The 25734-nt window shown below is 69.1% G+C and carries 24 protein-coding genes; 19 read left to right on the forward strand and 5 right to left on the reverse strand.

The genetic code is table 11. From position 1 onward, the window contains the following. The first annotated feature begins 3 nt into the window (after nucleotides 1-3). The 3 genes from infB (at nucleotide 4) to truB (ending at nucleotide 4664) form a co-directional block, all read left to right on the forward strand. A complete protein-coding gene (gene infB / locus LPC10_RS13540; protein WP_231342316.1) occupies nucleotides 4-2979 on the forward strand; it encodes a translation initiation factor IF-2 in 2976 nt (991 codons plus the stop codon). A 104-nt stretch (nucleotides 2980-3083) separates the two neighbouring features. After that, nucleotides 3084-3521, forward strand: coding sequence for a 30S ribosome-binding factor RbfA (rbfA, locus tag LPC10_RS13545; RefSeq protein WP_231342323.1), 438 nt, complete (start codon nucleotides 3084-3086; stop codon nucleotides 3519-3521). Between the two features lie 117 nt (nucleotides 3522-3638). Continuing rightward, nucleotides 3639-4664 carry a tRNA pseudouridine(55) synthase TruB gene (gene truB, locus LPC10_RS13550; protein WP_231342326.1) on the forward strand — a complete coding sequence of 342 codons (1026 nt, stop codon included), beginning with the start codon at nucleotides 3639-3641 and terminating at the stop codon, nucleotides 4662-4664. Between the two features lie 474 nt (nucleotides 4665-5138). On the opposite strand, the gene nth is transcribed toward truB, so the two are convergent. After that, entirely contained in the window at nucleotides 5139-5918 is a 780-nt protein-coding gene (gene nth / locus LPC10_RS13560; protein WP_231342330.1) for an endonuclease III, read from the reverse strand. 49 nt (nucleotides 5919-5967) lie between these two features. Next, entirely contained in the window at nucleotides 5968-6714 is a 747-nt protein-coding gene (locus LPC10_RS13565) for a GyrI-like domain-containing protein (RefSeq protein WP_231342332.1), read from the reverse strand. Between the two features lie 170 nt (nucleotides 6715-6884). Here LPC10_RS13565 and dapF point away from each other — a divergent pair, with 170 nt between their 5' ends. Next, complete coding sequence (dapF, locus tag LPC10_RS13570) at nucleotides 6885-7775, forward strand: diaminopimelate epimerase (protein ID WP_231342334.1); 891 nt, start codon at nucleotides 6885-6887, stop codon at nucleotides 7773-7775. Next, nucleotides 7772-9004 carry a tRNA (N(6)-L-threonylcarbamoyladenosine(37)-C(2))-methylthiotransferase MtaB gene (mtaB, locus tag LPC10_RS13575; protein WP_231342338.1) on the forward strand — a complete coding sequence of 411 codons (1233 nt, stop codon included), beginning with the start codon at nucleotides 7772-7774 and terminating at the stop codon, nucleotides 9002-9004. Before dapF ends, mtaB begins: the two co-directional genes overlap by 4 nt. Before the next feature lie 46 nt (nucleotides 9005-9050). Here mtaB and LPC10_RS13580 read toward each other — a convergent pair whose 3' ends face one another. Further along, nucleotides 9051-9761, reverse strand: a complete 711-nt coding sequence (locus tag LPC10_RS13580) for an RluA family pseudouridine synthase (RefSeq protein WP_231342340.1) — start codon at nucleotides 9759-9761, stop codon at nucleotides 9051-9053. Nucleotides 9762-9832: 71 nt separating this feature from the next. Between LPC10_RS13580 and ftsY the strand changes: the two genes are divergently transcribed. Both ftsY and LPC10_RS13590 read left to right on the forward strand, forming a co-directional pair. Further along, on the forward strand, nucleotides 9833-11344 hold the full coding sequence (gene ftsY / locus LPC10_RS13585; RefSeq protein ID WP_231342343.1) for a signal recognition particle-docking protein FtsY: 1512 nt from the start codon (nucleotides 9833-9835) through the stop codon (nucleotides 11342-11344). Between the two features lie 43 nt (nucleotides 11345-11387). Continuing rightward, the gene (locus LPC10_RS13590) at nucleotides 11388-12008 is read left to right on the forward strand and encodes a septation protein A (RefSeq protein WP_231347040.1); all 621 of its coding nucleotides are present in this window, start codon (nucleotides 11388-11390) and stop codon (nucleotides 12006-12008) included. A gap of 108 nt (nucleotides 12009-12116) precedes the next feature. Here LPC10_RS13590 and LPC10_RS13595 read toward each other — a convergent pair whose 3' ends face one another. Together LPC10_RS13595 and crtD are read right to left on the reverse strand one after the other, a co-directional pair. Further along, nucleotides 12117-12977 (reverse strand): carotenoid 1,2-hydratase, encoded by an 861-nt coding sequence (locus LPC10_RS13595; RefSeq protein ID WP_231347041.1) that lies wholly within the window; start codon nucleotides 12975-12977, stop codon nucleotides 12117-12119. After that, nucleotides 12974-14509, reverse strand: a complete 1536-nt coding sequence (gene crtD / locus LPC10_RS13600; RefSeq protein ID WP_231342347.1) for a 1-hydroxycarotenoid 3,4-desaturase CrtD — start codon at nucleotides 14507-14509, stop codon at nucleotides 12974-12976. Before crtD ends, LPC10_RS13595 begins: the two co-directional genes overlap by 4 nt. 107 nt (nucleotides 14510-14616) lie before the next feature. On the opposite strand from crtD, the gene LPC10_RS13605 reads away from it, so the two are divergent. The 12 genes from LPC10_RS13605 to pufC all read left to right on the forward strand — a co-directional run bounded on the left by LPC10_RS13605 (nucleotide 14617) and on the right by pufC (nucleotide 25657). Next, a complete protein-coding gene (locus LPC10_RS13605; protein WP_231342349.1) occupies nucleotides 14617-15483 on the forward strand; it encodes a polyprenyl synthetase family protein in 867 nt (288 codons plus the stop codon). A gap of 22 nt (nucleotides 15484-15505) precedes the next feature. Continuing rightward, entirely contained in the window at nucleotides 15506-16645 is a 1140-nt protein-coding gene (locus LPC10_RS13610; RefSeq protein ID WP_231347042.1) for an acetylserotonin O-methyltransferase, read from the forward strand. A gap of 105 nt (nucleotides 16646-16750) precedes the next feature. Further along, nucleotides 16751-17689 (forward strand): chlorophyll synthesis pathway protein BchC, encoded by a 939-nt coding sequence (gene bchC, locus LPC10_RS13615; protein ID WP_231342351.1) that lies wholly within the window; start codon nucleotides 16751-16753, stop codon nucleotides 17687-17689. Beyond that, a complete protein-coding gene (locus LPC10_RS13620; RefSeq protein ID WP_231342353.1) occupies nucleotides 17686-18690 on the forward strand; it encodes a chlorophyllide a reductase iron protein subunit X in 1005 nt (334 codons plus the stop codon). The genes bchC and LPC10_RS13620 overlap by 4 nt, the downstream gene beginning before the upstream one ends. 3 nt (nucleotides 18691-18693) lie before the next feature. Next, nucleotides 18694-20220, forward strand: a complete 1527-nt coding sequence (gene bchY / locus LPC10_RS13625; protein WP_231342356.1) for a chlorophyllide a reductase subunit Y — start codon at nucleotides 18694-18696, stop codon at nucleotides 20218-20220. Continuing rightward, complete coding sequence (bchZ, locus tag LPC10_RS13630) at nucleotides 20220-21686, forward strand: chlorophyllide a reductase subunit Z (protein WP_231342360.1); 1467 nt, start codon at nucleotides 20220-20222, stop codon at nucleotides 21684-21686. Before bchY ends, bchZ begins: the two co-directional genes overlap by 1 nt. Nucleotides 21687-21754: 68 nt before the next feature. Then, the gene (locus LPC10_RS13635) at nucleotides 21755-21985 is read left to right on the forward strand and encodes a hypothetical protein (RefSeq protein WP_231342363.1); all 231 of its coding nucleotides are present in this window, start codon (nucleotides 21755-21757) and stop codon (nucleotides 21983-21985) included. A gap of 117 nt (nucleotides 21986-22102) precedes the next feature. Next, complete coding sequence (gene pufB / locus LPC10_RS13640) at nucleotides 22103-22333, forward strand: light-harvesting antenna LH1, beta subunit (RefSeq protein ID WP_096485726.1); 231 nt, start codon at nucleotides 22103-22105, stop codon at nucleotides 22331-22333. An 11-nt stretch (nucleotides 22334-22344) separates the two neighbouring features. Then, nucleotides 22345-22533 (forward strand): light-harvesting antenna LH1, alpha subunit, encoded by a 189-nt coding sequence (gene pufA / locus LPC10_RS13645; protein WP_183666711.1) that lies wholly within the window; start codon nucleotides 22345-22347, stop codon nucleotides 22531-22533. 76 nt (nucleotides 22534-22609) lie between these two features. After that, nucleotides 22610-23434 carry a photosynthetic reaction center subunit L gene (pufL, locus tag LPC10_RS13650; RefSeq protein WP_108940627.1) on the forward strand — a complete coding sequence of 275 codons (825 nt, stop codon included), beginning with the start codon at nucleotides 22610-22612 and terminating at the stop codon, nucleotides 23432-23434. 139 nt (nucleotides 23435-23573) lie between these two features. Beyond that, nucleotides 23574-24563, forward strand: coding sequence for a photosynthetic reaction center subunit M (gene pufM / locus LPC10_RS13655; RefSeq protein WP_231347043.1), 990 nt, complete (start codon nucleotides 23574-23576; stop codon nucleotides 24561-24563). Then, a complete protein-coding gene (gene pufC, locus LPC10_RS13660) occupies nucleotides 24560-25657 on the forward strand; it encodes a photosynthetic reaction center cytochrome PufC (RefSeq protein WP_231342369.1) in 1098 nt (365 codons plus the stop codon). Before pufM ends, pufC begins: the two co-directional genes overlap by 4 nt. Nucleotides 25658-25734: the final 77 nt, after the last annotated feature.

Here is a 25734-nt window from a genome sequence, read left to right on the forward strand (position 1 = left end):
TGAATGAGCGATACGAACAATCCGGGTGACAAGACGCAGACCAGAGCTCCCTCGAAGCCGTTGACGCTGAAGCGCCCGGTCGAGCAGGGGACGGTCCGTCAGAGCTTCTCCCACGGGCGGTCGAAGTCCGTCGTGGTCGAGACGGTGAAGCGGCGCACGATCGGCGCCGCCCCCGGAGCGGTCGCGCCCCGTGAGCCCACCGCTGCGCCTCCGCCGCGTCCCGCCTCCGTTGCACCGGCTCCCGCCGCGCCCGCGCGTCCGTCCGGCCGCAGCGCCTCCGGCGTCGTGCTGCGCACCCTGAGCGAGCAGGAGCGCGATGCCCGCGCCGCCGCGCTGGCCGATGCGCAGCGCCGCGAGGCCGAGGCCCGTGCCCGCGCCGAGGCCGAGGCGAAAGCCCGCCGCGACCGCGAGGAAGCCGAGCGCCGCGAGCGCGAGGCCGCCGAGGCGCGCCGCCGCGAGGAGGAGGATCGTCGCCGCCAGGAGGACGAACTCCGCCGCAAGGCCGCCGAGGATTCCCGTCGACGCGCCGCCGAGGAAGAAGCGGCTCGTGCCGCCGCCGCGCCCGAAGCGCCGGCTCAGGCATCCGCCGCGCCGGCTGCTCAGGCTTCGGACGCAGCGCCCGTCGCCGCGCCGACGCCTGCCCCGGCAGCTCATCCGACACCCGCGCCGGCCCGCCCGGCGGCAGCTGCTCCGGCTTCTCGCCCGAGCGCCGCGCCGCAGCGTCCGGCCGCCACCGGTGCGCGTCCCGGCATGGCCGGAGCGCGCCCGGCATCGACGGCAGCCCGTCCGCCGGCGCCGCAGCCGCCGGCCGAGCCGCGTCGCACCATCACCGCGGACGTGAAGAAGCCGCGCGACCTCAACTTCATGGCCCGCCCGGCGCCTGCGCCGGAGCCGGAGAAGGCGCCGAGCCCGACCACCGCCGCCCGTCCTGCGGGCGCGGGTGCGGCGGCGCGTCCGGCCGGGCGTCCCGGTGCGGCCGCCGCAGAGGAAGAGTCGGACACCAAGCGGGTGATCCGTCGTCCCGGCATGCCGCTGAAGATCATCACGCCGCCCAAGACGCCGAAATCGCCGGGCGGCGACCGTAACCGCGGCCGCCTCACCATCGCCAACGCCACGGCCGGCGAGGACGAGCGCACCCGTTCCGTGGCCTCCTTCCGCCGCCGTCAGCAGCGGATGAGTGGTCACCGGCACGAGGAAGCCAAGGAGAAGATCGCCCGCGACGTGATTATCCCCGAGACCATCACGATCCAGGAACTCGCCAACCGCATGTCGGAGCGAGCCGTGGATGTCATCCGCCTGCTGATGAAGCAGGGCCAGATCCACAAGATCACCGACGTGATCGACTCGGACACCGCCCAGCTCATCGCCGAGGAACTCGGCCACACGGTCCGCCGCGTCGCCGAGTCGGACGTCGAGGAGGGTCTGACCTCCGACGAGCCGGATCTGGAGGAGGATCTGGAGCCGCGTCCGCCGGTCGTGACGATCATGGGTCATGTCGACCACGGCAAGACATCGCTGCTCGACGCGATCCGTCGGGCCAACGTGGTCGAGGGCGAAGCCGGCGGCATCACCCAGCATATCGGCGCCTACCAGGTGGCGGCGCCGTCGGGTGATCTCATCACCTTCATCGACACGCCCGGCCACGCGGCCTTCACCTCCATGCGCGCCCGCGGCGCCAAGGTGACGGACATCGTCGTGATCGTGGTGGCGGCCGATGACGGCGTGATGCCTCAGACCATCGAGGCGATTCAGCACGCCAAGGCGGCCGGCGTGCCGATGATCATCGCGATCAACAAGATCGACAAGGCGGACGCGAACCCGCAGCGGGTGCGCACCGAGCTGCTGCAGCACGACATCCAGGTCGAGTCGATGGGCGGCGAGACCCTGGAATTCGAAGTGTCCGCCAAGACCGGCGACGGTCTGCCGGAGCTTCTCGAGGGTCTGCAACTTCAGGCCGAGATCATGAACCTGCGCGCCAACGAGAAGCGCGACGGTGAGGGTACGGTCATCGAGGCGCAGCTCGACCGCGGTCGCGGCCCCGTGGCCACGGTGCTCGTTCAGCGCGGCACGCTGTTCACCGGCGACATCATCGTCGCCGGCGCCGAGTGGGGCCGCATTCGCGCTCTCATCGATGACACCGGCAAGCACATCCCCTATGCCGGCCCGTCGGTGCCGGTCGAGGTGCTGGGCTTCAACGGCACGCCGGATGCCGGCGACCGCGTGATCGTCGTGCCGAACGAGGCCCGCGCCCGCGAGGTCACCGAGTACCGCGCCCGGATCAAGCGCGAGCGCCTGAACGCCCGCACGGGTGGTGCCAACCGCTCGCTCGTCGACATGATGCGCGAGGCCAAGGAAGGCGCCAACCGCAAGGAACTGCCGATCATCATCAAGGGTGACGTGCAGGGTTCGGTCGAGGCCATCAACGGTGCGCTCACCGCGCTCGGCAACGACGAGGTCGGCGTGCGCATCCTGCTCTCGGGCGTGGGCGGTATCACCGAGTCGGACATCACCCTCGCCAACGCCTCGAAGGCGGTGGTGATCGGCTTCAACGTGCGCGCTCACAAGGAAGCGCGCAACGCGGCCGAGCGGGACGGCACCGAGATCCGCTACTACAGCATCATCTACGACCTCGTGGACGACATCAAAGCCACGCTGTCGGGCATGCTGCCGCCGACGCTGCGCGAGGAGCGTCTCGGCGAGGCGCAGATCCTGCAGATCTTCGACGTGTCGAAGGTCGGCAAGATCGCCGGTTGCCGCGTCATGGAGGGCGTGGTCCAGCGCGGCGCTCATGTCCGCCTGCTGCGCAACGACGTGGTGATCCACGAGGGCAGGCTGTCCCAGCTCAAGCGTCTCAAGGACGACGCCAAGGAGGTCACCGCCGGCTACGAGTGCGGTATGTCCTTCCAGAACTACCAGGACATGCGCGTGGGCGATTTCATCGAGTGCTTCAACGTCGAGGAAATCAAGCGCACGCTCTGAGCGGCCCTTCCCTTCCGCTCTTGTTCAAGCGGGGCCGCGGCGAAAGCTGCGGCCCCCTTTGTTTCCAGGCACCAGCCTGACGGTTCAGCGACGTCGATCAGCCGATGGCCCAAAAGCAAAATCCCTCCGGCCCCTCGCAGCGCCAGCAGCGCGTGGCCGAACTCATCCGCCACGCTTTGGCCGAGGTGCTCCAGCGCGGCGACATCCAGGACCCGGTGCTCGGTTCGCACGTCGTCACCGTGCCCGAGGTGCGGATGTCGCCGGATCTGAAGCTCGCCACCGCCTACGTCATGCCGCTCGGCGGCCAGGACGAGGCGCCGGTGATCGCCGCGTTGGAGCGGCACAAGAAGATCCTCCGCCAGGAGGTGGCCCGGCGCGTGAATCTGAAATACGCCCCCGACCTGCGCTTCCGTCGCGACGAGACCTTCGACGAGGCGGCTCGCATCGACCAGCTCCTGCGGAGCGAGAAGGTCCAGCGGGATCTGGAAAGCGCCCCCGGCGCGGACGACGAGGCCGAACCGGATTCGTCCTCGCGCGATTGACGTTGATCCGGGCGGGCCGTTCGTGCCGCCCGCCTATCCATCGGGCCGCGTGGCGGCCCTGTGACAGACCCCATGACGGGACAAGCCCCTCAAGAAAGCCCGTCGATCGAGGACAGGATGCAGGACGAGATTTCTTCCGAACGCGCGAGCGAAGCCCCGCAGGGTCCGCGCGGCGACATGGGCCGGGACGGGCCGCCGCGGGGCGCTCGCCGCCCTCAGCGGGGCCGGCCGCGGCATGACCGCCCGAAGAAGAACGACGTGAGCGGCTGGGTGGTGCTCGACAAGGGCGTCGGCATCACCTCGACCCAGGCGGTTGCGGTGGTGAAGCGCCTGTTCAATGCCAAGAAGGCGGGCCATGCCGGCACGCTCGATCCGCTGGCCTCCGGCATCCTGCCGATCGCGCTCGGCGAGGCGACCAAAACCGTCCCCTTCGTGATGGACGGGCGCAAGGCCTATCGGTTCGAGGTGACGTGGGGCATCGAGACCGATACCGACGACGCGGAGGGACGTCCGGTCGAGACCTCCCAGAACCGGCCGACCCGCGAGGCGGTCGAGGCAGCGCTGCCGGCCTTCGTCGGCGAGATCGAGCAGGTCCCGCCGCGCTTTTCCGCCATCAAGATCCAGGGCGAGCGCGCCTACGATCTCGCCCGTGACGGCGAGGTGGTGGAACTGGTGGCCCGGCAGGTCCGCATCGACCACCTCTCCGTCATCGAGCATCACGGCGACCGCACCATCATCGCCGCCGAGTGCGGCAAGGGCACCTATGTCCGCGCGCTGGCCCGCGACCTCGGGCGGGTGCTCGGATGCTACGGCCACGTCTCGGCCCTGCGCCGGACCCGCGTCGGCCCGTTCGAGGAAGCGACGGCCTGCACCGTCGCCGCCCTGGAGGAGAGCACGGAACTGCATCTCCACCCGGTCGAAACGGCACTGGAGGAAATCCCCTCGGTGGTGGTTAGCCGCGACATGGGCCTTCGCCTGATGCGTGGCCAGCCGGTGATCCTGCGCGGTCACGACGCGCCGATCGGCGGCAAGGCCTACGCCACCTGCGGCGGTGTGCTCGTCGCCGTCGGCGATGTGGAGCGCGGCGAGTTGGTGCCGCACCGCGTGTTCCATCTCGGTGGAACGGCGCCGCAGAGAAACTAAAGCGGGTCTTCCGGCGCGCCCGATTAAAAACGGGCAAACAGGCAAGATCGTCACAACGTGCTCATCGAAAGTCCTCAAGAGTAGCCCGGACCATTTGAACTTCGGGCAAGACGACCATACTCGAAGCCCGCCGACTCTACGGAGCGGCGGGCTTTTCCATGCATGTGTCCTTGACGTGAAGCTGGCCGCGGTCGTCGCTCTTCTCGGTCTCGTCGGAGCCGGCATTTCCGCTTTCGCCCTGGGGCGGGCGTCACAGGAGCTGACACGGGCTGCACTCACCGAATCCTTCGGGAATGCCGGGTTGCAGGCGCCGGGACTCGCCCGAGCGATCGAGCACACCTTCATCCAGGCCGGCGCCCTCTGCACCGTCCCCGATACGAAGGAAGCGAAGCAGCATCTCTCGGCACGTGAGAGCGCGCTCGGCGTTGTGGAGCGTCGGCCTCACCTCGCAATGACGGCGACAGGCCGATGCGATCAGGAGGATGTGGTCGGAGAACGGGCCTCGCGCGCCTGCCCCGTCGGGCAGATGTCGAGCAGCACGCAGCGTCCGCAGGCCGGCGAGCGGTGGAAGCACACCTGCTGCCCGTGCAGCATCAGCACTTCGTGATTGTCGTAGAGCGCCTGCGCCGACCAGTCGGCAGGCAATTGCGCCCGCAGCACGGCGTGGCTTGGCCCGACATCGATCCTCAGACCGATCAGCCCGGTGCGCTGGGCGACGCGATGATGGTGGCTGTCCACCGGAAGGGCCGGCATCCGCAACGTCGAGAAGGAAAGCACCGCGGCACTCGTCTTAGGACCAATGCCGGGAATGGCTTCAAGCCATCCACGCGCGTCATCGACGCTCAGATCCTCTAGGAAATCGAGAGACAGCGCACCCGTCCGTTCCCGCACGGCACTCAGCACCGCCTTGATGCGCGGTGCCTTGAGTTCCGGCCAGGTGACGCCGCGGATCGTCTCCTCGATCTCCGCCACATCGACCGCCTCGACCGCGGCCCAATCGGGCCAGCGCGCCCGCAGCGCCTTGAAGGCACGTCCGGAATCGGCGTTGCGGGTCCGGTGCGACAGCAGCGAGGAGATCAGCTCCGAGAACGGATCGAGGCTGTGGAAGTATGGGATCGGGCACCCGTAGACGCCGCAGAGACGGCGATGGACCTCCAGCGCCTTGTCCTTGAGGGTCTCGGAGGCTGTGGCCGGCGCTTCGAGGCGTCGGCGACGGGGGGCGGCCGGAAGGGCGGGATCGGGAAACAGCGGCATGAAAGCCGAATCCGCGAGGGGATTCGGCAGTTCCGGGCCCGCGACAACACTACTTGGCGAGCGCGTAGATGTTGATGTCGAGCTTGTCCTCCGCACCCTCGCCGAGATCGGTCACGTATTCCTCGAGAAAGCGGTCCTGGACCGGGATCTCCTTCGCGTCGAGATAGGCGGTGAGGGTCTCGTAGGTGCCGTCGATCTCCTCGTAGGTGCCGCTGTGCCGATAGCGCAGGGCCTTCCCGCTCGGGCTCGAGCCGAACTTCACCTCGCTGCCGTCCGGGCTTTGCGTCGGAACGGTCTCGATCGGGATCATCGCCTCGAACTGGAACCCGTCATCCTCGGTCTTGGTGAAGAGGGCGATCGGCCGGCCTGCCGGCTTCAGGTTCAGCTTGGTCAGCGTCTCGCCGATGGTTTTGAACGCCCTACGCAAGTTCGCCCGCGCATCGTCCCACTTGGTCGATCCGGTGAGGATCGCCACGGGCTTGGCCGGCAGCGTCACCTCATCGACGTCGTTCGGCTCGCCCGGCGTCGTCACCAACGTCGGCAGCGTCGAGGGCGGCGGCGTGACCGTCTGCGCCGCGCCGGATTGCGCCGGGCGGGGGATCGGTACCTGCTGCGGCGCGGGCGACGCCGGATCGGGGCCAGATTTCGAGGTATCCGGCACGGTGGTCGTCGGCAGCGGGTTCGTCTCGGCAGGGGAGGGGGCGGTGCTGGGCGGCGGTGCGTTCTGGGCGAGCGCCGCGGAGGTCAGGGCGGGGACGAGAGCGAGAACGCCCGCGAGGGTGGCGAGACGGGTCAAGGCGGTGAGGCTCCGAGTGGCCGATGCCGACAGGGTAGGGCCGAAACGCGCCCCGCGCGAGACCGTTGCGGCGCGACGATGCGGGCCATACCTCCCGACTCGCGGGCGGCCGGCTTTTGGCCTATACGCCGCGCCATCCCCATATCGCAGACAAGGTCGTCAGAGGTCCGATGAGCCCTCTCGCCAATCGCCGCTTCCTGAAGATGCACGGCGCCGGCAACGCCATCGTCGTGCTCGACCTGCGCGGCACACCGGTGCGCGTCACCCCGGCCGAGGCGCGGGCGATCGCCGCCGACGCACATTCGCGCTTTGATCAGCTCATGGTCGTGCACGATCCCGTCACACCCGGCACCGATGCCTTCATGCGCATCTACAACACCGACGGCTCGGAATCGGGCGCCTGCGGCAACGGCACCCGCTGCGTCGGCTACGCGCTGCTCGACGATCCGGCCATGGCGCGGCCGGCCGAGAACGGTGCCCTGACACTGGAAACGAAGGCCGGGCTGATCGCGGTCAAGCGCGTCACCGAGCGCTCCTTCACCGTCGATATGGGCCAGCCGCGCCTGCGCTGGGACGAGATCCCGCTGGCCGAACCCTTCCCCGATACCCGCCGCATCGAGCTGCAGGTCGGGCCGATCGACGATCCGATCCTGCACTCGCCCGCCGCCGTCAGCATGGGCAACCCGCACGCGATCTTTTTCGTCGAGCGCGACCCCGACAGCTACGATCTCGGTCGCATCGGTCCGCTGCTCGAAGCGCACCCGATCTTCCCGGAGCGTGCCAACATTTCCATCGCCCAGGTGACCGGCCGCGACACGATCAAGCTCCGGGTGTGGGAGCGCGGCGCCGGGCTGACGCTTGCCTGCGGCACCGCGGCCTGCGCCACGGTGGTGGCGGCCGCGCGCCTGCGGATGATCGGCCGCGCCGCCCGCGTGGCGCTGCCGGGCGGCGAACTCTCGATCGAATGGCGCGCCGACGATCACGTGCTGATGACCGGGCCCGTTTTCCTCGAAGGGGAGGGCACCTTCGCGCCCGATCTCTTCGCCGGGCTCGACGGATGAGCGTCGAGACGCTCACCTTCGGCTGCCGGCTCAACACCGTCGAATCGGAGGTGATGCGCGGCCATGCCGAGGGCGGCGCCGAGGGGCGCGACCTCGTCGTGGTCAACACCTGCGCCGTCACGGCCGAGGCCGGGCGGCAGGCCCGCAAGGCGATCCGTCGCCTCGCCCGCGAGCGGCCGGGCGCCGAGATCGTCGTGACCGGCTGCGGCGCCGAGGTCGAGCGCGCGGATTACGCCGGGATGCCGGAGGTGTCGCGCCTCGTCGGCAACGCGGCGAAGCTACGGCCGGAAAGCTGGCGCGACGGCGCCGTGCCTCCACCTGAGGACATCATGGCGGTGCGTCGCGCCGAGCCGACGCGCATCGCTGCGATGAGCGGGCACACCCGCGCCTTCGTGCCGGTGCAGAACGGCTGCGACCATCGCTGTACCTTCTGCGTCATTCCGTTCGGCCGCGGCAACTCGCGCTCGGTGCCGGTCGCCGAGGCGGTGGCGCAGGTGCGCCGCATCGTCGAGCATGGCGGCCGCGAGGTGGTGCTGACCGGGGTCGATCTCACCGCCTATGGCCGCGATCTCGATCCGGATCTGAGCCTCGGGCGCCTCGTCCGCACGGTTCTTGCCGAGGTGCCGGATCTCCCCCGCCTGCGTCTCTCCTCGATCGATTCGGTGGAGGCCGATGCCGCCTTGATCGCGGCCTTTGCCGAGGAAGCGCGGCTGATGCCGCATGTCCACCTCTCGCTTCAGGCCGGCGACGACCTGATCCTCAAGCGGATGAAGCGGCGCCATACTCGCGCCGACGCGATCCGCCTCTGTAAGACCCTGCGCGCCCTACGTCCCGGCCTCGTCTTCGGCGCCGACCTGATCGCCGGATTCCCGACCGAGACCGAGGCGCAGTTCGCCCGTTCGCTCGATCTCGTGACGGAATGCGGGCTGACGCATCTCCACGTCTTTCCCTACTCGCCGCGCCCCGGCACGCCGGCTGCGCGGATGCCGGCGGTGGCCGGCGACGTGATCCGCGCGCGGGCTGCCCGTCTCCGAGAGGCGGGCGCAGTCGCGCTGGCCCGTCACCTCGATGCCGAAGTCGGCGCGCGCCATCGTGTTCTGACCGAGCGGGGTGGTACCGGGCGGACCGAGGCGTTCACGCCGGTGCGCTTCCCGGAGGCGGTGCCGGCCGGAGAGATCCGCGACGTCCTCGTGACAGGACATGACGGGCAGGCGCTGCTCGCGGCGTGAGAGAAGCCCGGCCATCCCTCTGCCGCGACGGAAAAAGTTTCGGTGATCACGCCGCCAGCCCGCACGCCTCCAGACCCGCCCGCATATGCGCCGGCGCCGGCGCTTCCACGGTGATCGCCTCGCGCTTCGGATAGAGCGGCAGGCTCAAGCCCCGCGCATGCAGCTGCAGCCCAGGCCCATCCCGCGGGGCATCCCCGTAGATCGCATCCCCGCGAATCGGCCAGCCCATCGCCGCGCAATGGACCCGGAGCTGGTGCGTGCGCCCGCTCACCGGCTTCAATTCGAGCCACGCCATCCCCTCAGTCCGCCCGAGCACCCGGTACAGCGTCAGCGACGGCGCCCCGGCCGGGTCGGTCTTCATCCACCAGCTGCGCGGATCGTCCGAGCGCTTGGCGAGCGGCAGGTCGATGCGCCCCTCCGTCTCCGCGGGACCACCCTCGACCAGGGCCCAGTAGGTCTTGTCCACCTTGCTCTCGGCGAACAGGCGGTTCAAACGCGCGAGCGCCTTGGCGTGGCGGCCGAGCACGAGACAGCCCGACGTGTCGCGATCGAGCCGGTGCGCCGCCTCGGGCCGGCGCGGCAAGCCGAAGCGGAGGGCGTCGAGACGGTCGGTCAGGGTTGGCCCGCCCTTTGGGCCCGGATGCACCGGCAAACCCGCCGGCTTGTCGATGACGAGCATCAGGGCATCGCGGTAGAGCAGGGAAAGCCCTATTTCCGGTCCGACGGTGCGATCCGGCACTGAAACACGCGCGTTCATGCCTCACGGGCTAAGATGCCGGATCGTCGCGGGCAAGACTGAGACAGGCAAGTTTCGAGCAAGGAACGGGGATGAGCGACGACGAGAAGCCCGGCTGGTTCGGACGCCTGTTCGGGCGCAAGGGCACGCCCGAGACGAAGCCCGCCGAGTCTGTGCCCGCCGAGGCCGAGCTGGCTCAGGAGACGGCTCGGGAGCCGACCGACGAGCCGGTCACGCCGGATCCGCTGTCGCCGGCCTCCGAATCGGAGGGATTGCCGGACTTCACGACAGCGGCAGACGACGTCTCTCACGTGCCGCCGCCCGCCAGCGAGCCGGCGCCGGACGATCCCGACAAGAATCGCATCCCGGATGAGGTGGAGGGGGCCGACCTCCAGCCGGAGCCGCAGCCGCCATCGGGAGAGGCGCCGCAGCCGGACGAGCCCGAGACAGAATCCGTGGCGGAGAACCCGGCGCCCATGGCCGCGCCGTCGGAGAAGCGGAACTGGTGGTCGCGCCTGACCGGCGATGACGCGGCGGAGGCCACCCCGGCGGCCCAACTGCCTACCGAAGGTCAGACGCCTGAAGAGGCCCAAACGCCCGCCGAAGCCGACATCCAGCCCGTCGATGCCGCCGCGGCGCTTGCCAGCGATGCGATCTCCAGCGCCGTCGAGGGTACGGAGAAGCGGGGCTGGTGGTCGCGGCTCACCGCCGGGATGCGCCGTACGTCGTCCGCGCTGTCGGACCGGGTGACGGGCTTGTTCACCAAGCGCAAGCTCGACGCGACCACCCTGGAGGATCTGGAGGACGCACTGATCCAGGCCGATTTCGGCGTGGAGACGGCGATGCGCATGTCGGAGGCGGTCGGTAAGGGCCGCTACGAGAAGGGCATCTCGCCGGACGAGGTGCGCGCGATCCTCGCCAGCGAGATCGAACGGGCGCTAGAGCCGGTGGCCAAGCCGATCGAGATCGACTCGGCCAAGAAGCCGTACGTGATCCTGACGGTCGGCGTGAACGGCGCCGGCAAGACGACGACGATCGGCAAGCTCTCGCTGAAGTTCAAGGCCGAGGGGCGCAGCGTGATGCTGGCGGCAGGCGACACGTTCCGCGCGGCGGCGATCGAGCAGCTCCGCGTCTGGGGCGATCGCACCGGAACGCCCGTCATCAGCCGCGAACAGGGATCGGATGCGGCCGGGCTCGCCTTCGACGCCTTCAAGGAGGCGCGGGAAAACGGCACGGACGTGCTGCTCATCGACACCGCCGGCCGCCTGCAGAACAAGGCCGGGCTGATGGCCGAGCTGGAAAAGATCGTCCGCGTCATTCGCAAGCTCGACCCGGAAGCGCCCCACGCCACCCTGCTGGTGCTCGACGCGACCGTGGGCCAGAACGCGCTGAGCCAGGTCGAACTGTTCTCCCAGGCCGCACCGGTGTCGGGTTTAGTGATGACGAAGCTCGACGGAACCGCCCGAGGCGGTATTCTGGTCGCACTCGCCGCGAAGTTCGGCCTGCCCGTGCATTTCATTGGGGTCGGCGAGGGTGTGGAGGATCTGGAGCCGTTCGCCGCGCGGGATTTCGCCCGGGCGATCACCGGTCTTCCCAAGGAGTAACCGATTGCCCGCTGCCCCCTCCGAGCCGTGTGAGAACCTCAGCATGAAGGTCGAGAGCGTTCCGCCGCGCCGGCATCTGCCGCCGCTCCTCAAGCTGGCGCTGGAGGTGGGCCCGCTCGCGGTGTTCTTCTTCAGCAACGCCTATGCCGAGCGCTTCGGCGTCACCGCCGACAGCAAGCTGTTCGTGGCGACCGGCGTGTTCATCCTCGCCACGATGATCGCGCTCGGCGTGCATTTCGCGCTGTTGCGGCGGCTGCCGATCATGCCGCTCGTCTCCGGGGTCGTGGTTCTCGTGTTCGGCGGCCTGACGCTGGCGCTTCAGGACAAGACCTTCATCATGATGAAGCCGACCATCGTGAACACACTGTTCGGTCTCGTCCTGCTCGGCGGGCTCGCCTTCAACAAGTCGCTGCTGTCGGTGGTCCTCGACAGCATGTTCGCCTTGACGGACGAGGGCTGGCGTAAGCTCACCTTTCGCTGGGGCCTGTTCTTCCTCGCGCTCGCGGTCCTCAACGAGGTCGTCTGGCGCACGCAGACCGAGGATTTTTGGGTGAATTTCAAGGTGTTCGGCATCATGCCGATCACCATCGCCTTCGCGCTCGCGCAGACGCCGCTGCTGCTGCGCCACGAGCGCAAGGACGAGGCGGGGGCGAAGATCGGCTGATCGACCTTAGAGCATCGTCCCGAAAGGTGGCCGCCGACTTCCGGAAAAGGACGATGCCAAAGCAAGAGGTGAGAGCATCGTAGTGGATCCGATATCCAGCACGGTGCTCTAATGGATCCGTCGCGGCATCCGGAACGGCAGCATCAGCCGCACCAGCGGATTGCGGAAGCGCGTGAGCGAGAGGCTCTCGTGCACCGGCTGCACGGCCTCGCCGTCGAGCGTCGAGGCCAGGAGCGAGCGGGCGTAGAACGGCGTATCCTCGAAGGTGCGCAAGACCTGCGCCCGCGCATCGTCGCTGCGGGTTGTGCGCGGCATCCGCCATAGGCCGGTCGGCGGCAGACCGGCTGCGAGCGGCGGGCGCATCTCGCGGAGGGTACCGTCGGCATCGAAGCGCAGCGTCAGGTTCTGGCCGCTGCCGTCGGTCCGGCGCACGTCGTAGAGGATCGCCGAGCCGCGCTTGAGCGGCGCGCGGCACCACGTCCAGTCCGTGAAAGCATCTTCCAGCGCGCCATCGCCGTCATTCGTATCGTGGTAGCCGTTGCCGCGCCACGCGATCGCGGGCGCGGAAAACGCGGCCTCGACCTCGCAATCGGGCGCCATCGGCCACCAGCGGTGCAGGCCATGGGCGTCGAGGATGAAGGGCTGGGCGGTCAGTGCCCTCGGCCGCACCCGCACGGTGCCGCGCACCGCCTGCGGCAACGGCGCACCACGCTCATCGAGGCGGATGGTGAGCACGCTGCCATCCCAGTCGAGTGAGGACGGTCCCAGGCTGAAGCTTGCAGCACCGCGGGTGAGGGCGGCCGCGTTGCGCTCGGTCATGGCAAAGCGATTCGCCCGTTCGCCGTACAGCACGACGTTGACGGCGCAATGGGCGAACGGGTCGCGCTGCGCATCCCAGGCGTAGTAGGGCGAGAATACGCTGCCGATGAAGGCGATGATCGTGAGCCCCTGGCGCCCGTCCTCGCTCACCGCATCGACGTACCACCAGACATAGCCGCCCTGCGCGACCGCGCCGTCGAATCGAGGTCCGCGCACAGTGCCGCCGCCGCGAGCCGGCCCGATTGCGCCGCCATCGGGACCCCCGGCCCCGGATGCACGCTCCCCCCCGCGAGGTAGAGCCCCGGCACCCGCGTCCGCGCTCCCGGCCGCTTGAAGGTCGCCGTCCAGCCGTGCGAGGCCCGGCCGTAGAGCGCCCCCGCCGTCCCCGGAAACAGCCTCGCGAAGTCCTCCGGTGTCGTGATCCTCGCCGAGTGCGTCGGTTCGAGGGTCAGTCCGCAGGCCGAGAGCTTGCGAAGGATGTTCGTCTCGCATGCGGCGATCTCCCGAGAGGCAAGTGGGCGTTCCCCGCCATCGGCCGGGGCGTTGACGAGAAGCAGCAGGCGTTCCGGACCGTTCGGCGCCGATCCGCCGTCGCTGTCCCGGTCCTGGGCGCAGACGTAGACGGTCGGGTCCGACGGCAGGCGGCGTCCGCGCAGGATTGTGTCGAACTCCGCCCGGTAATCGGCCGAGAAGAACACGCTGTGGTGGGCGAGGTCGAAGCCCCTTGCCTGCGCCGTCAGGCAGAAGGTCGCCGCCGAGAGCGAGCGTTCGCGCGGCGGAATGCGGTCGCCGACAACGGTCGCGTCGGGGCCGAGCAATCCGGTACCCAGCGCGGCCACGTCCGCATTGGCGATCACCGCGTCGGCATCGATGCGCTCGCCATCGGCCAGCTCGACCCCGGCGACGCGGCCGCCCTCGGTCAGGATGCGCGCCACCTGCGCGCCGGCGCGGATCGTGCCGCCCTGCCGCTCGACCAAGCTGGCGACGGCGCCCGCGAGCCGGCTCAACCCGCCCTCGACGGTCCAGACGCCGGCCTGCTCGACATGGGCGACCAGCATCAGGGTGGCCGGCGCCTCGAACGGCGAGGCGCCGCAATAGGTGGCGTAGCGCCCGAAGAGCTGGCGCAGGCGCAGATCGCGAAAATACTCGCCGAGCGCCGCCCATAGGGTCGCGAAGGGCTGGATGCGCCAGAGGCTGCCGATTCCCGACAGGCCGACGCGCTGGGCGAGGTCGACGGGGCTCGGCCGGTCGGCGCGGATGAACGGCCCTTCCAGCGTCCGGTAGACCTCCGAGGCGCGGGCGCAGAACCGGCGATAGCCGTCCGCCTCCCGCGCGCCCGCGAAGCTGCTGATGGCCTGGGCGGAGGCGTCGATATCGGCGAACAGATCGAGTCGCTCGCGCCCGTTCCAGGCGTGACGGGCGAGCAAGGAGGCTGGCCGCAGCCCGATCTCCGCCCCGAGACTGGTGCCGGCCTCGGCGAAGAGTTCGTCGAAGACCCAGCGCATGGTGAAGACGGTCGGGCCCGCCTCGACGGGGATGCCGCCGACGGGGACGGACCGCATCTTGCCGCCGACGGAAGGTGCCCGCTCCAGCACCGTCACATCAAAACCCTTCGCGGCGAGGCTCGCTGCCGCAGCAAGCCCGCCGATCCCGGCGCCGATGACGATGATGCGCCTCTCCATCGAAGATGCTCGCTCCGACCCATGATCGGCGTTGATCCGATCCGCGATTAGTGTCAATCATAATTGACACATGAGCAAGACAACATGAATTGACTCGGGAGGTCGCGATGGATGTCGGTCGGCGGATCGAGGCGGTGCTCGACGTTGCGGTATCGCACGCGGAGGCGCCGGACGCCCCGCCGCTCCTCGCCGAGGCGATCCGCTACGCGGTGTTTCCCGGTGGCCACCGGATCCGTCCACGCCTCTGCCTGGCCGTCGCCCAGGCCTGCGGCGACGACGACCCCGCCGCCTCCGACGCCGCGGCGGCGGCGATCGAGCTGCTGCACTGCGCCTCCCTCGTCCACGATGACCTGCCCTGTTTCGACGACGCGCCGATGCGGCGCCAGAAGCCCTCGGTCCACGCCGCCTTCGGCGTGCCGCTCGCCGTTCTCACCGGCGATGCGCTGATCGTTGCGGCTTTCGAGACACTGGCGCGAGGGGGCGCCCGCTCGCCCGCCCGGCTCGCTTCCCTGGTCGGGCTCGTGGCCCGCGCCGTCGGCTCCCCATCGGGCATCGTCGCGGGGCAGGCCTGGGAATCCGAGCCGCATGTCGATCTGGTCGAGTATCAGCAGGCCAAGACCGGCGCACTGTTCGCCGCCGCCACCGTCGCGGGCGCGGCGGCGGCGGGCGCGGCGCCCTTGCCCTGGCGGCTCCTCGGCGAGTGCCTCGGCGAGGCCTACCAAGTCGCCGATGACCTGCGCGACGTGGCCTGCCGACAGGAGGAGATCGGCAAGCCCGCCGGCCGCGACGCGACCCTCGGGCGCCCGAACGCCGCCGCCCTGCTGGGGATGAGCGGCGCCCTGGAGCGGCTCAGGCGGCTGACACGGGAGGCGATCGAGGTGATCCCAACCTGTCCCGGTCAGGCCTTGATGCGTGCCGAGATCGAGGCGCAGACGCGCCTGTTCCTGCCCGCTTCCCTGCGCGAAGCGGCTTGAGTCTGCCGTGCCGCCGGCCGTGATGACGGAGATCGGGCGGCCGCCCCGGCATCCCGGGTGGCGCGAGCGCTGGCTCGGCCTCCGCAATCGGCTGGTGGCCTCCCCCCGCTTTCAGCGCTGGGCGGCCGGGTTTCCGCTCACCCGCCGGACCGCGCACCGCAACACGCGGGCTCTGTTCGACCTTTGCGCCGGCTTCGTCTACGCTCAGGTTCTGTTCGCCTGCGTCCGACTCGATCTGTTCGGATTGCTGCGGGACGCTCCACTCCCCGCCGAGACCATCGCCCGCCGGCTCGGCCTGCCTCCGGAGCGATGCCTGACCTTGCTGCGGGCCGCAGTCTCGCTCGAGTTGATCGCGCGCCTGCCCGACGGCCGTTTCGCCCTCGCCGATCTCGGCGCGGCCCTGATCGGCAATCCCTCGATCGCCCTGATGATCGAGCACCATGCGATGCTCTATGCCGATCTGGCCGATCCGGTCGCGCTGCTGCGGGGCGAGGTAGGACCCACCCGCCTCGCAGGCTATTGGCCCTATGCCAATGACGGGATCACCGCGCCGATCGGTCCTGATTCGGTCGCTGCCTATAGCGGGCTGATGGCGGCCTCTCAGGCGCTGATCGCGGGCGACGTGCTCGATGCGCTGCCGCTCGCCGGCCGCGCCTGCCTGATGGATGTCGGGGGAGGCGAGGGCATCTTCCTGGCCCACGCCGCCCGCCGCCACCCGAACCTCGCGCTCCGTCTGCTCGATCTCCCACCGGTCGCCGAACGGGCGGAGGCGCGGCTCTCGGCCGAAGGTCTCGGCGACCGCGTGACCTGCTTCGGCCAGACCTTCCTCGACGCTCCCCTGCCGGTGGGCGCCGACATCATCACGCTTGTGAGAGTGCTTCACGACCACGACGATGCCAGGGCCATGCTGCTCCTGCGCGCGGTGCACGCGGTATTGCCACCGGGCGGCGGCCTCGCGATCGCCGAACCGCTCGCCGGCACGGCCGGCGCCGAGCCCGTCGGCGACGCCTATTTCGGCTTCTATCTCCTGGCGATGGGCAGTGGCCGGCCTCGCACCGCCGGAGAGATCTCCGCGATGCTGACGCAGGCCGGCTTCATCGGAATCCGTGAGCATTCAACCCGTCGCCCCCTTCTGGCGCGACTGATCACAGCCTCACGCTGATCCGACCGTAATCAACGCTTGACGTTCTTTAGTGTCTATCTAGGATGACACAAAGCGATCCCGCAGCCTGTGGAGTCGCAATCTGAACAGGGCGGAGACAGGGACATGGAGGCATTGGCCGTCGTCCTTGAACGACCGGAGCACTTGGCGCTCAACCGCCTTGCTCTGACGCCCGCGGTCGAGGGTGACGCGGTCATTGCCGTCTCTTGGAGCGGGATCAGCACGGGCACCGAGCGATTGCTCTGGTCCGGCCGGATGCCGCCTTTTCCAGGCATGGGCTATCCGCTGGTGCCGGGCTACGAGTCGGTCGGGACGGTGATCGAGACGGTGGCCGGCAGTGGACTTCGCGTCGGGCAGACCGTGTTCGTCCCCGGCGCCCGCTGTTTCGGCGAGGTCAACGGCCTGTTCGGCGGCGCAGCCTCGCAGCTGATCGCCCCGGCCTCTCGCCTCGTACCCGTGGATGCTGCGCTCGGCGACCGGGCCTGCCTCATTGCCCTGGCAGCGACCGCCTACCACGCCCTGTCCGGCATCGTTCCCGGTGAGCGCAGCCTGATCGTCGGCCACGGCGTGCTCGGGCGGTTGCTCGCCCGGCTAACTTTGCTCGCAGGCGGCGAACCGGTGGTCTGGGAGCGCGAGACGCTGCGGGCCGAGGGCAGCTTCGGCTATTCCGTGCTCGCGCCCGAGGACGATCCGGCGCGCGACTATTCCACCATCACCGATGTCAGCGGCGATTCGAGCGGGCTCGACACGCTGATCGGCCGTCTCGCCCCCGGCGGCGAGATCGTGCTCGCCGGCTTCTACGAGGCGCCGCTGGCCTTCGCCTTCCCGCCCGCCTTCCTGCGCGAGGCCCGCATCCGAGTCTCGGCGGAGTGGCGGCCGGGCGACCTCGCCGCCGTCCGGGCTTTGATCGAGGCCGGACGCTTGTCGCTCGACGGACTGATCACCCACCGGGTGCCGGCATTGGACGCGGGGGAGGCCTACCGCACGGCCTTCGCCGATCCGGCCTGCCTGAAGATGATCCTCGATTGGAGGACCTGCTCATGAACCTTCAGCTCAACAAAGCGGCGTTGAACGCCGCGACGACGCTGCGGGCCGAGGCCGCGATCGAGCCTGATCCGGTCGCCACCGGCGAGGTCAAGCGCGAGACGCAGGTGATCGCGATCTACGGCAAGGGCGGCATCGGCAAGTCGTTCACCCTGGCCAATCTCAGCTACATGATGGCCCAGCAGGGCAATAAAGTGCTGCTGATCGGTTGCGACCCGAAGAGCGACACCACCTCGCTCCTGTTCGGCGGGCGCGCCTGCCCGACCATCATCGAGACTTCGACGAAGAAGAAGCTCGCGGGTGAGTCGGTTGCCATCGGCGATGTCTGCTTCAAGCGCGACGGCGTCTACGCGATGGAACTCGGCGGGCCGGAGGTCGGACGCGGCTGCGGCGGACGCGGGATCATCCACGGCTTCGAACTGCTGGAAAAGCTCGGCTTCCACGAATGGGGCTTCGACTACGTCCTGCTCGACTTCCTGGGCGATGTGGTCTGCGGCGGCTTCGGCCTGCCGATCGCCCGCGACATGTGCCAGAAGGTCATCGTCGTCGGCTCCAACGATCTGCAATCGCTCTACGTCGCCAACAACGTCTGCTCGGCGGTCGAATACTTCCGCAAGATGGGCGGCAATGTCGGCGTCGGCGGCCTCGTCATCAACAAGGATGACGGCACGGGCGAGGCGCAGGCCTTCGCCGACGCCGCGGGCATTCCGGTGCTGGCCTCGATCCCGGCCGACGACGACATCCGCCGCAAGAGCGCGAATTACGAGATCATCGGCAAGCCCGACGGGCGCTGGGGATCGCTCTTCGCCGAGCTCGCGCAGAACGTGGCGGAGGCCGCGCCGCACCAGCCGACGCCGCTGAGCCAGGACGCGCTGCTCGGCCTGTTCTCCAGCGAAGCCACCGGACGCGACGTGGTGCTGGAGCCCGCCACCCTCGAGGACATGTGCGGGCGCACCACCCTCGCCAAGCCGTCCCTCGAAGTCCTCTACGACGAGGTCTGAGCCATGGCGGTCAGCCTCGACATCACCGCGCTCCGCGCCCGCCGCCCCGAGGGCCTCGATCTTGCCGCGACGCAAGGCGACGGGCTCGGCTGCCACGCCGGCAAGGACACGATGCGCGCGGCTGCCGAGGCCGCCGGCCTGTCCGGAACGCTGGAGCAGTACCAGCGGGACTATCCGGCCGGGGCGCACGATCAGCCGCAGAGCATGTGTCCGGCCTTCGGCTCCCTGCGCGTCGGCCTGCGCATGCGGCGCACGATGACGATCCTCTCGGGAAGCGCCTGCTGCGTCTACGGCCTGACCTTCACGTCGCATTTCTACGGCGCGCGTCGGAGTGTCGGCTACGTGCCGTTCAATTCCGAGACGTTGGTCACCGGCAAGCTGTTCGAAGACATCCGCGAGGCGGTCCATGCCTCGGCCAATCCGCAAGACTACGACGCGATCGTCGTCATCAACCTCTGCGTTCCGACCGCCTCGGGCGTGCCGCTGCGGCTGCTTCCCAAGCAGATCGACGGGGTGCGCGTCATCGGCATCGACGTGCCGGGCTTCGGCGTGCCGACCCATGCCGAGGCCAAGGACGTGCTGGCCGGCGCCATGTTGAAGTTCGCCCGCACCGAGGCCGAGACCGGCCCGGTCCAGGCCCCGCGCGGCGGCCGCTCGGAGCGCCCGGCGGTCGCGCTGCTCGGCGAGATGTTCCCGGCCGATCCCGTGGTGATCGGGGCGCTCCTCGAACCGCTCGGCCTCAGCGCCGGCCCGGTCGTGCCAACGCGGGAATGGCGCGAACTCTACGGCGCCCTCGACGCCGCGGCGGTGGCGGCGATCCACCCGTTCTACACCGCGAGCGTGCGCGAGTTCGAGGCCGCCGGGCGGCCGGTGGTGGGTTCCGCCCCCGTCGGCCACGATGGCACCGCCGAGTGGCTCGCCGCGATCGGCAATGCCAGCGACGTCCCGCCGGACACCATCGCGGCGGCGCAGAACCGGCTTCTGCCGGCGATCCGGGGGGAGCTGGCCGCGGCGCCGATCCGCGGGCGCATCACGCTCTCCGGTTACGAGGGCTCGGAACTTTTGGTTGCGCGCCTTCTCGTCGAGAGCGGCGCCGAAGTGCCTTATGTCGGCACCGCCTGCCCGCGCACCCCCTGGTCCGAGCCGGACCGGGTCTGGTTGGAAGAGCGCGGCGTCAGCGTCCGCTACCGCGCCTCGCTGGAAGACGACCTCGCCGCGTTCCACGACTTCCGGCCGGATCTTGCTATCGGTACGACGCCGGTGGTGCAGAAGGCCAAGGAGGCCGGCACGCCGGCACTCTACTTCACCAACCTGATCTCGGCGCGCCCGCTGATGGGCGCCGCCGGAGCCGGTTCGCTGGCGAAGGTCGTCAACGCCGCGCTCGCCAACCGTCCGCGCTTCGACGCCATGCGCGCCTTCTTCGAGGGGGTGGGCACCGGCCATGCCGCCGGCATCTGGCAGGAGGTGCCGGTGCTCAAGACGGCGCCGAAAGCGGCAGCTCCCCTGAAGCCGATCGGGGAGATGGTCTGATGCTCGTCATCGATCACGACCGCGCCGGCGGCTACTGGGGGGCGGTCTACGTCTTCACGGCGATCAAGGGCCTGCAGGTGGTCATCGACGGTCCCGTGGGCTGCGAGAACCTGCCGGTCACCTCGGTGCTGCACTACACCGATGCGCTGCCGCCGCACGAATTGCCGATCGTCGTCACGGGGCTGGCGGAAGAGGAACTCGGCCGCCACGGCACCGAAGGCGCAATGAAGCGGGCGCACGCCACGCTCGATCCCGGCCAGCCCAGCGTCGTGGTGACGGGCTCCATCGCCGAGATGATCGGCGGCGGTGTCACGCCGGAGGGCACTGGGCTCCAGCGCTTCCTGCCGCGCACCATCGACGAGGACCAGTGGCAATCCGCCGACCGGGCGATGAGCTGGCTCTGGCAGGAATACGGCGCCCGGCGCTTCGCCAAGAAGGGCATTCCGGCCCGGCCCGAGCGCAAGGCCGGAGAGAAGCCGCGGGTCAACATCATCGGCCCGGCCTACGGCACCTTCAACATGGCGTCCGACCTCGCCGAGATCCGCCGCCTCGTGGAAGGGATCGGCGCCGAGGTGAACCTCACCTTCCCGCTCGGCGCGCATCTCGCCGACGTGCCGAAACTCGTCAACGCCGATGCCAATATCTGCCTCTACCGCGAGTGCGGCCGCCTGCTCTGCGAGAACCTGGAACGGCCCTACCTCCAGGCGCCGATCGGCGTGCTTTCGACCACCAAGTTCCTGCGCACTTTTGGCGAGATCCTCGGGATCGATCCCGAGCCCTTCATCGAGCGCGAGCGCCACACCACGATCAAGCCGGTCTGGGATCTGTGGCGCTCGGTGACGCAGGACTTCTTCGGCACCGCGAGCTTCGGCATCGTCGCCACCGAGACCTATGCCCGCGGCGTGCGCCATTTCCTCGAAGAGGAGATGGGCCTGCCCTGCCACTTCGCCTTCGCGCGCAGTGCCGGCACCAAGCCCGACAACACGGCGGTGCGCGAGGCGATCAAGGTCAACCCGCCGCTCGTCCTGTTCGGCTCCTTCAACGAGCGCATGTATCTCGCCGAGAGCGGCGGTCGGGCGGCCTACGTCCCGGCCTCCTTCCCCGGCGCCATCATCCGGCGGCACACCGGCACGCCGTTCATGGGCTACGCCGGCGCGACCTACCTCGTTCAGGAGGTCTGTAACGCCCTGTTCGACATGCTCTTCCACATCCTTCCGCTCGCGCGCGACATGGATGCGGTGGAGGCGACCCCCGCCCGGACCCACCGCGAACTGCCCTGGGACGAGGCGGCCCGCGCCCGGCTCGATGCGCTGGTCGAGCGGCATCCCGTCCTGACTCGGATCTCGGCCGCCAAGCGCCTGCGCGACGCCGCCGAGCGCGCCGCGCGCCGGGCCGCCGCCGAGCGTGTGGCGACCGCCCATGTCGAGCGGGCGCAGCGCGATCTGACCACGGGAGCGGCCGCATGAGCGCGCTCTTCCATCCCCTTCACCCTCCGGCCCCGCGCGGTGCCGGAAAGCCTGCGGAGAGACTTGCCATGGGAGTCGTCATGCAACGATCGATGCCCGCGTCGCGCCTGCACAGCGAGGCGATCCAGTTCCGGATCATCCTCGCCGCGACCTACCCATTCTTTCTCGCCGCGGCGATGGTGCAGCGCGTGCTGCCGGCGCAGGCGCCGCGGCGCGGCCTGCCGGCCGTCAGGCGCTCGGTGTTCGGCGAGGCCAAGGCCATGGCCGTGTCGGCCATCCCCTTCGCCTTCATGGGCTGACGAGACTCAGAACTTCCGTGCGGTGACACGGGGGATCCCTGCGCCGTGATGTCATCGAGTCACGGCGACACCCGCCACGCCTGTCAACGCGCGGCATAACCAGCGGAGGTTCGATCGATGGCGAACGGTATCACTGAAAGACCGAGCAGCCTGTCCGGGCTGACGGAACCCGAAGCCAAGGAATTTCACGCGATCTTCCTCACGAGCTTCATCATCTTCACGGCGATCGCTGTGGTCGCCCACATCCTCGTCTGGCTCTGGCGGCCCTGGCTCCCCGGAGAGAAGGGCTACGCCCTCCTCGACGGCGTGACGAACGCCGCCCACGGCCTCGTGACGATGATCGGCTGAGGAGACGCGCGATGCACAAGATCTGGCTTCTGTTCGATCCGAGGCGCACCCTCGTCGCGCTCTTCACCTTCCTCTTCGTCCTGGCGCTGCTGATCCACTTCATCCTGCTCAGCACCGACCGGTTCAACTGGCTGGAAGGCCCGAAGGCCGCCAAGGCCGCCGCCGCGCACAGCCTCGTCCTCCCGACGATGCCGGGCTGATCGGCCTCATCCGGTCCTGCCGCGGGCGGGCACACCTGCCCCGGCACCCTCCATCCTCATTCCGGGGATCTCCGCCATGGCAATGCTGAGCTTCGAGCGCAAATACAGGGTCCGCGGCGGCACCCTGCTGGGCGGAGACCTGTTCGATTTCTGGGTCGGCCCGTTCTACGTCGGCTTCTTCGGCGTCACGACGATCTTCTTCTCGGTGCTCGGCACCGCGCTGATCCTCTACGGCGCCGCGATCGGACCGACCTGGAACATCTGGCAGATCAACATCGCTCCGCCCGACCTGAAATACGGGCTGGCTCTGGCGCCCCTGAAGGAAGGGGGCCTATGGCAGATCATCACCTTCTGCGCGATCGGCGCGTTCTCGTCCTGGGCCCTGCGCGAGGTCGAGATCTGCCGCAAGCTCGGCATCGGCTACCACGTGCCGTTCGCCTTCGCAGTGGCGATCTTCGCCTACGTTTCGCTGGTGGTGATCCGCCCGTTCCTGATGGGCGCCTGGGGCTACGGCTTCCCCTACGGCATCCTCTCCCATCTCGATTGGGTGTCGAACACCGGCTACCAGTATCTGCACTTCCACTACAATCCCGCGCACATGCTCGCCGTGAGCTTCTTCTTCACGACGACGTTCGCGCTGGCGCTCCACGGCTCGCTGATCCTGTCCTCGACTAACCCGGCCAAGGGCGAGACGGTGAAGACGCCCGAGCACGAGGACACCTATTTCCGCGACACGATCGGTTACTCGATCGGAACCCTCGGCATCCATCGGCTCGGGCTGTTCCTCGCGCTGTCCGCAGGATTCTGGAGCGCGGTCTGCATCGTCATCTCGGGCCCCTTCTGGACGCAAGGGTGGCCGGAATGGTGGGGCTGGTGGCTCAACCTGCCCGTGTGGCGGTGAACCGATACGCCGACCGGCGTCCGCGCCGGCCGGCTCGAGGGCGCAAGTCCGATCTGGGGCCAAGTCAGATCTTCGGACGCGGGGATCTCCGCCGACGGCGTGAGCCTCGAACGACCGCAGGTCCATGGAGGGAGACGCCGTGGCCTATTATCAGAACATCTTCACCCAGGTGCAGGTGCGCCCGGTCGAGCCGGAACACGGCATCCCGATCTCGGTCGATTCCCGTATCGGCCGGCCGTTCAACAGCTACCTGTTCGGGCTGATCGGCAATTCCCAGGTCGGACCGATCTACGGCGGCTATCTTGGCGCCCTGTCCTTCGCCTGCGGCCTGATCGCCTTCGAGATCATCGGCCTCAACATGTGGGCCAGCGTGAACTGGGATCCGATCCAGTTCGTGCGCCAGTTGCCCTGGCTGGCGCTGGAGCCGCCGCTGCCCAAATACGGGCTCAAGGTGCTGCCGCCACTCAACGAGGGCGGCTGGTGGCTGATCGCCGGCTTCTTCCTCACCGCCTCGATCCTGCTGTGGTGGGTGCGGATGTACCGCCGCGCCCGCGCACTCGGCATGGGCACGCACGTGCCCTGGGCCTTCGCGAGCGCCATCTGGCTCTACCTCGTGCTCGGCTTCATCCGCCCGCTGCTGATGGGCTCGTGGAGCGAGGCGGTGCCCTTCGGCCTCTTCCCGCACCTCGATTGGACCGCCGCGTTCTCGCTGCGCTACGGCAACCTGTTCTACAATCCCTTCCACATGCTCTCGATCGTCTTCCTGTACGGATCGACGCTGCTGTTCGCGATGCACGGGGGCACGATCCTCGCCACCAGCCGCTACGGCGCCGAGCGTGAGATCGACCAGATCGTCGATCGCGGCACCGCCACCGAGCGCGCCGCTCTGTTCTGGCGCTGGACCATGGGCTTCAACGCCACGATGGAATCGGTCCACCGCTGGGCGTGGTGGTTCGCGGTGCTCACGACGCTGACCGGTGGTATCGGCATCCTGCTGACCGGCACCGTGGTGGACAACTGGTACCTCTGGGCGGTCAAGCACGGCGTCGCACCGGCCTACCCGCAGATCTACGGTCCGATCACCGATCCGCTCGCCGTGCCGGGCGGAACCGCAGGGGGGACGCCATGAAGACGCTGCTCGTGGTCGCGGGCGCCGTCGTCGCCCTGTTTCTCACCATCGCCCAGTTCGGTACGGCCGGCTGGACCAAGCCCCCGATCCTCGCCCAGCAGCACGGCTTCCGCGGCACCGGCATGGATCAGATCCAGACGAAATCCGGCGCGGCGGCGCTGAAGGCCGCCAACCTGCCGCCGGCCCCGGCCGATCCGGTCGAGCCCGGCACCGAGAAGGCCGGCGCCGTCTACGAGAACGTGAAGGTTCTGAAAGATCTGAGCGTCGAGGAGTTCAACCGCCTGATGACCTCGATGACGGAGTGGGTCAGTCCGGAGCAGGGTTGCACCTACTGCCACAACACCGAGAACATGGCCGATGACAGCCTCTATCAGAAGCAGGTCGCCCGCCGGATGATCCAGATGGTGCAGCACATTAACACCACTTGGAAGGAGAAGCATGTCGGCGAGGCGGGGGTGAATTGCTATACCTGCCACCGGGGCCAGCCCGTGCCGACAAACATCTGGTTCCAGAATCCGGGACCGAACTACAAGACCGGCTTCATCGCCCGCAACAACGGGCAGAACATGGCCTCGCCCTCCGTCGGTCTCGCCTCGCTGCCCTATGACACGCTGAGCGAATTCTTCGGCAAGAAGGATGCCGACGAGAACCTGATCCGCGTGAACGCGACGACGGCTCTGCCGGAGAGCAAGGGCAAGCCGATCCAGGCCGCGGAGAAGACCTATGGCCTGATGATGCACATGTCGTCGTCGCTCGGCGTCAACTGCACCTACTGCCACAACACCCGAGCAATCTCGAATTGGGAGCAGAGCACGCCGCAGCGCACGCTGGCCTGGCACGCCATCCGCATGGTGCGCGACCTCAACGGCGACTACATCGAACCGCTGACCTCGACTTTCCCGCCCAACCGCCTCGGCCCGACCGGTGATGCGCCGAAGCTGAACTGTGCCACCTGCCACAACGGCCAGAGCAAGCCGCTGGCAGGCGCGCACGTGATCGAGACCTACCCCGAACTGGCGAAATCGACGGCCGAGATGGCGGTGCCCGTGCCCCCGGCCGATCCGGCGCCGCAGTCACCGGCGCCCTCACCCTGAGGCAGGAGCGGGAACTGCTGCCGGTTTGGCGAGATCCCTCGTCGAGAGCCGCTGGTCCATCGGGCTGGCGGCTCTTT

Source organism: Methylorubrum sp. B1-46, assembly GCF_021117295.1.
Lineage (GTDB): Bacteria > Pseudomonadota > Alphaproteobacteria > Rhizobiales > Beijerinckiaceae > Methylobacterium.

Excerpts from the sequence above, each read along its gene's own strand:
- infB (WP_231342316.1), top strand. The coding sequence starts at position 4 with ATGAGCGATACGAACAATCCGGGTGACAAGACGCAGACCAGAGCTCCC.
- rbfA (WP_231342323.1), top strand. The coding sequence starts at position 3,084 with ATGGCCCAAAAGCAAAATCCCTCCGGCCCCTCGCAGCGCCAGCAGCGC.
- truB (WP_231342326.1), top strand. The coding sequence starts at position 3,639 with ATGCAGGACGAGATTTCTTCCGAACGCGCGAGCGAAGCCCCGCAGGGT.
- nth (WP_231342330.1), bottom strand. The coding sequence starts at position 5,918 with ATGCCGCTGTTTCCCGATCCCGCCCTTCCGGCCGCCCCCCGTCGCCGA.
- dapF (WP_231342334.1), top strand. The coding sequence starts at position 6,885 with ATGAGCCCTCTCGCCAATCGCCGCTTCCTGAAGATGCACGGCGCCGGC.
- mtaB (WP_231342338.1), top strand. The coding sequence starts at position 7,772 with ATGAGCGTCGAGACGCTCACCTTCGGCTGCCGGCTCAACACCGTCGAA.
- LPC10_RS13580 (WP_231342340.1), bottom strand. The coding sequence starts at position 9,761 with ATGAACGCGCGTGTTTCAGTGCCGGATCGCACCGTCGGACCGGAAATA.
- ftsY (WP_231342343.1), top strand. The coding sequence starts at position 9,833 with ATGAGCGACGACGAGAAGCCCGGCTGGTTCGGACGCCTGTTCGGGCGC.
- LPC10_RS13590 (WP_231347040.1), top strand. The coding sequence starts at position 11,388 with ATGAAGGTCGAGAGCGTTCCGCCGCGCCGGCATCTGCCGCCGCTCCTC.
- crtD (WP_231342347.1), bottom strand. The coding sequence starts at position 14,509 with ATGGAGAGGCGCATCATCGTCATCGGCGCCGGGATCGGCGGGCTTGCT.
- LPC10_RS13605 (WP_231342349.1), top strand. The coding sequence starts at position 14,617 with ATGGATGTCGGTCGGCGGATCGAGGCGGTGCTCGACGTTGCGGTATCG.
- LPC10_RS13610 (WP_231347042.1), top strand. The coding sequence starts at position 15,506 with ATGACGGAGATCGGGCGGCCGCCCCGGCATCCCGGGTGGCGCGAGCGC.
- bchC (WP_231342351.1), top strand. The coding sequence starts at position 16,751 with ATGGAGGCATTGGCCGTCGTCCTTGAACGACCGGAGCACTTGGCGCTC.
- LPC10_RS13620 (WP_231342353.1), top strand. The coding sequence starts at position 17,686 with ATGAACCTTCAGCTCAACAAAGCGGCGTTGAACGCCGCGACGACGCTG.
- bchY (WP_231342356.1), top strand. The coding sequence starts at position 18,694 with ATGGCGGTCAGCCTCGACATCACCGCGCTCCGCGCCCGCCGCCCCGAG.
- bchZ (WP_231342360.1), top strand. The coding sequence starts at position 20,220 with ATGCTCGTCATCGATCACGACCGCGCCGGCGGCTACTGGGGGGCGGTC.
- LPC10_RS13635 (WP_231342363.1), top strand. The coding sequence starts at position 21,755 with ATGGGAGTCGTCATGCAACGATCGATGCCCGCGTCGCGCCTGCACAGC.
- pufB (WP_096485726.1), top strand. The coding sequence starts at position 22,103 with ATGGCGAACGGTATCACTGAAAGACCGAGCAGCCTGTCCGGGCTGACG.
- pufA (WP_183666711.1), top strand. The coding sequence starts at position 22,345 with ATGCACAAGATCTGGCTTCTGTTCGATCCGAGGCGCACCCTCGTCGCG.
- pufL (WP_108940627.1), top strand. The coding sequence starts at position 22,610 with ATGGCAATGCTGAGCTTCGAGCGCAAATACAGGGTCCGCGGCGGCACC.
- pufC (WP_231342369.1), top strand. The coding sequence starts at position 24,560 with ATGAAGACGCTGCTCGTGGTCGCGGGCGCCGTCGTCGCCCTGTTTCTC.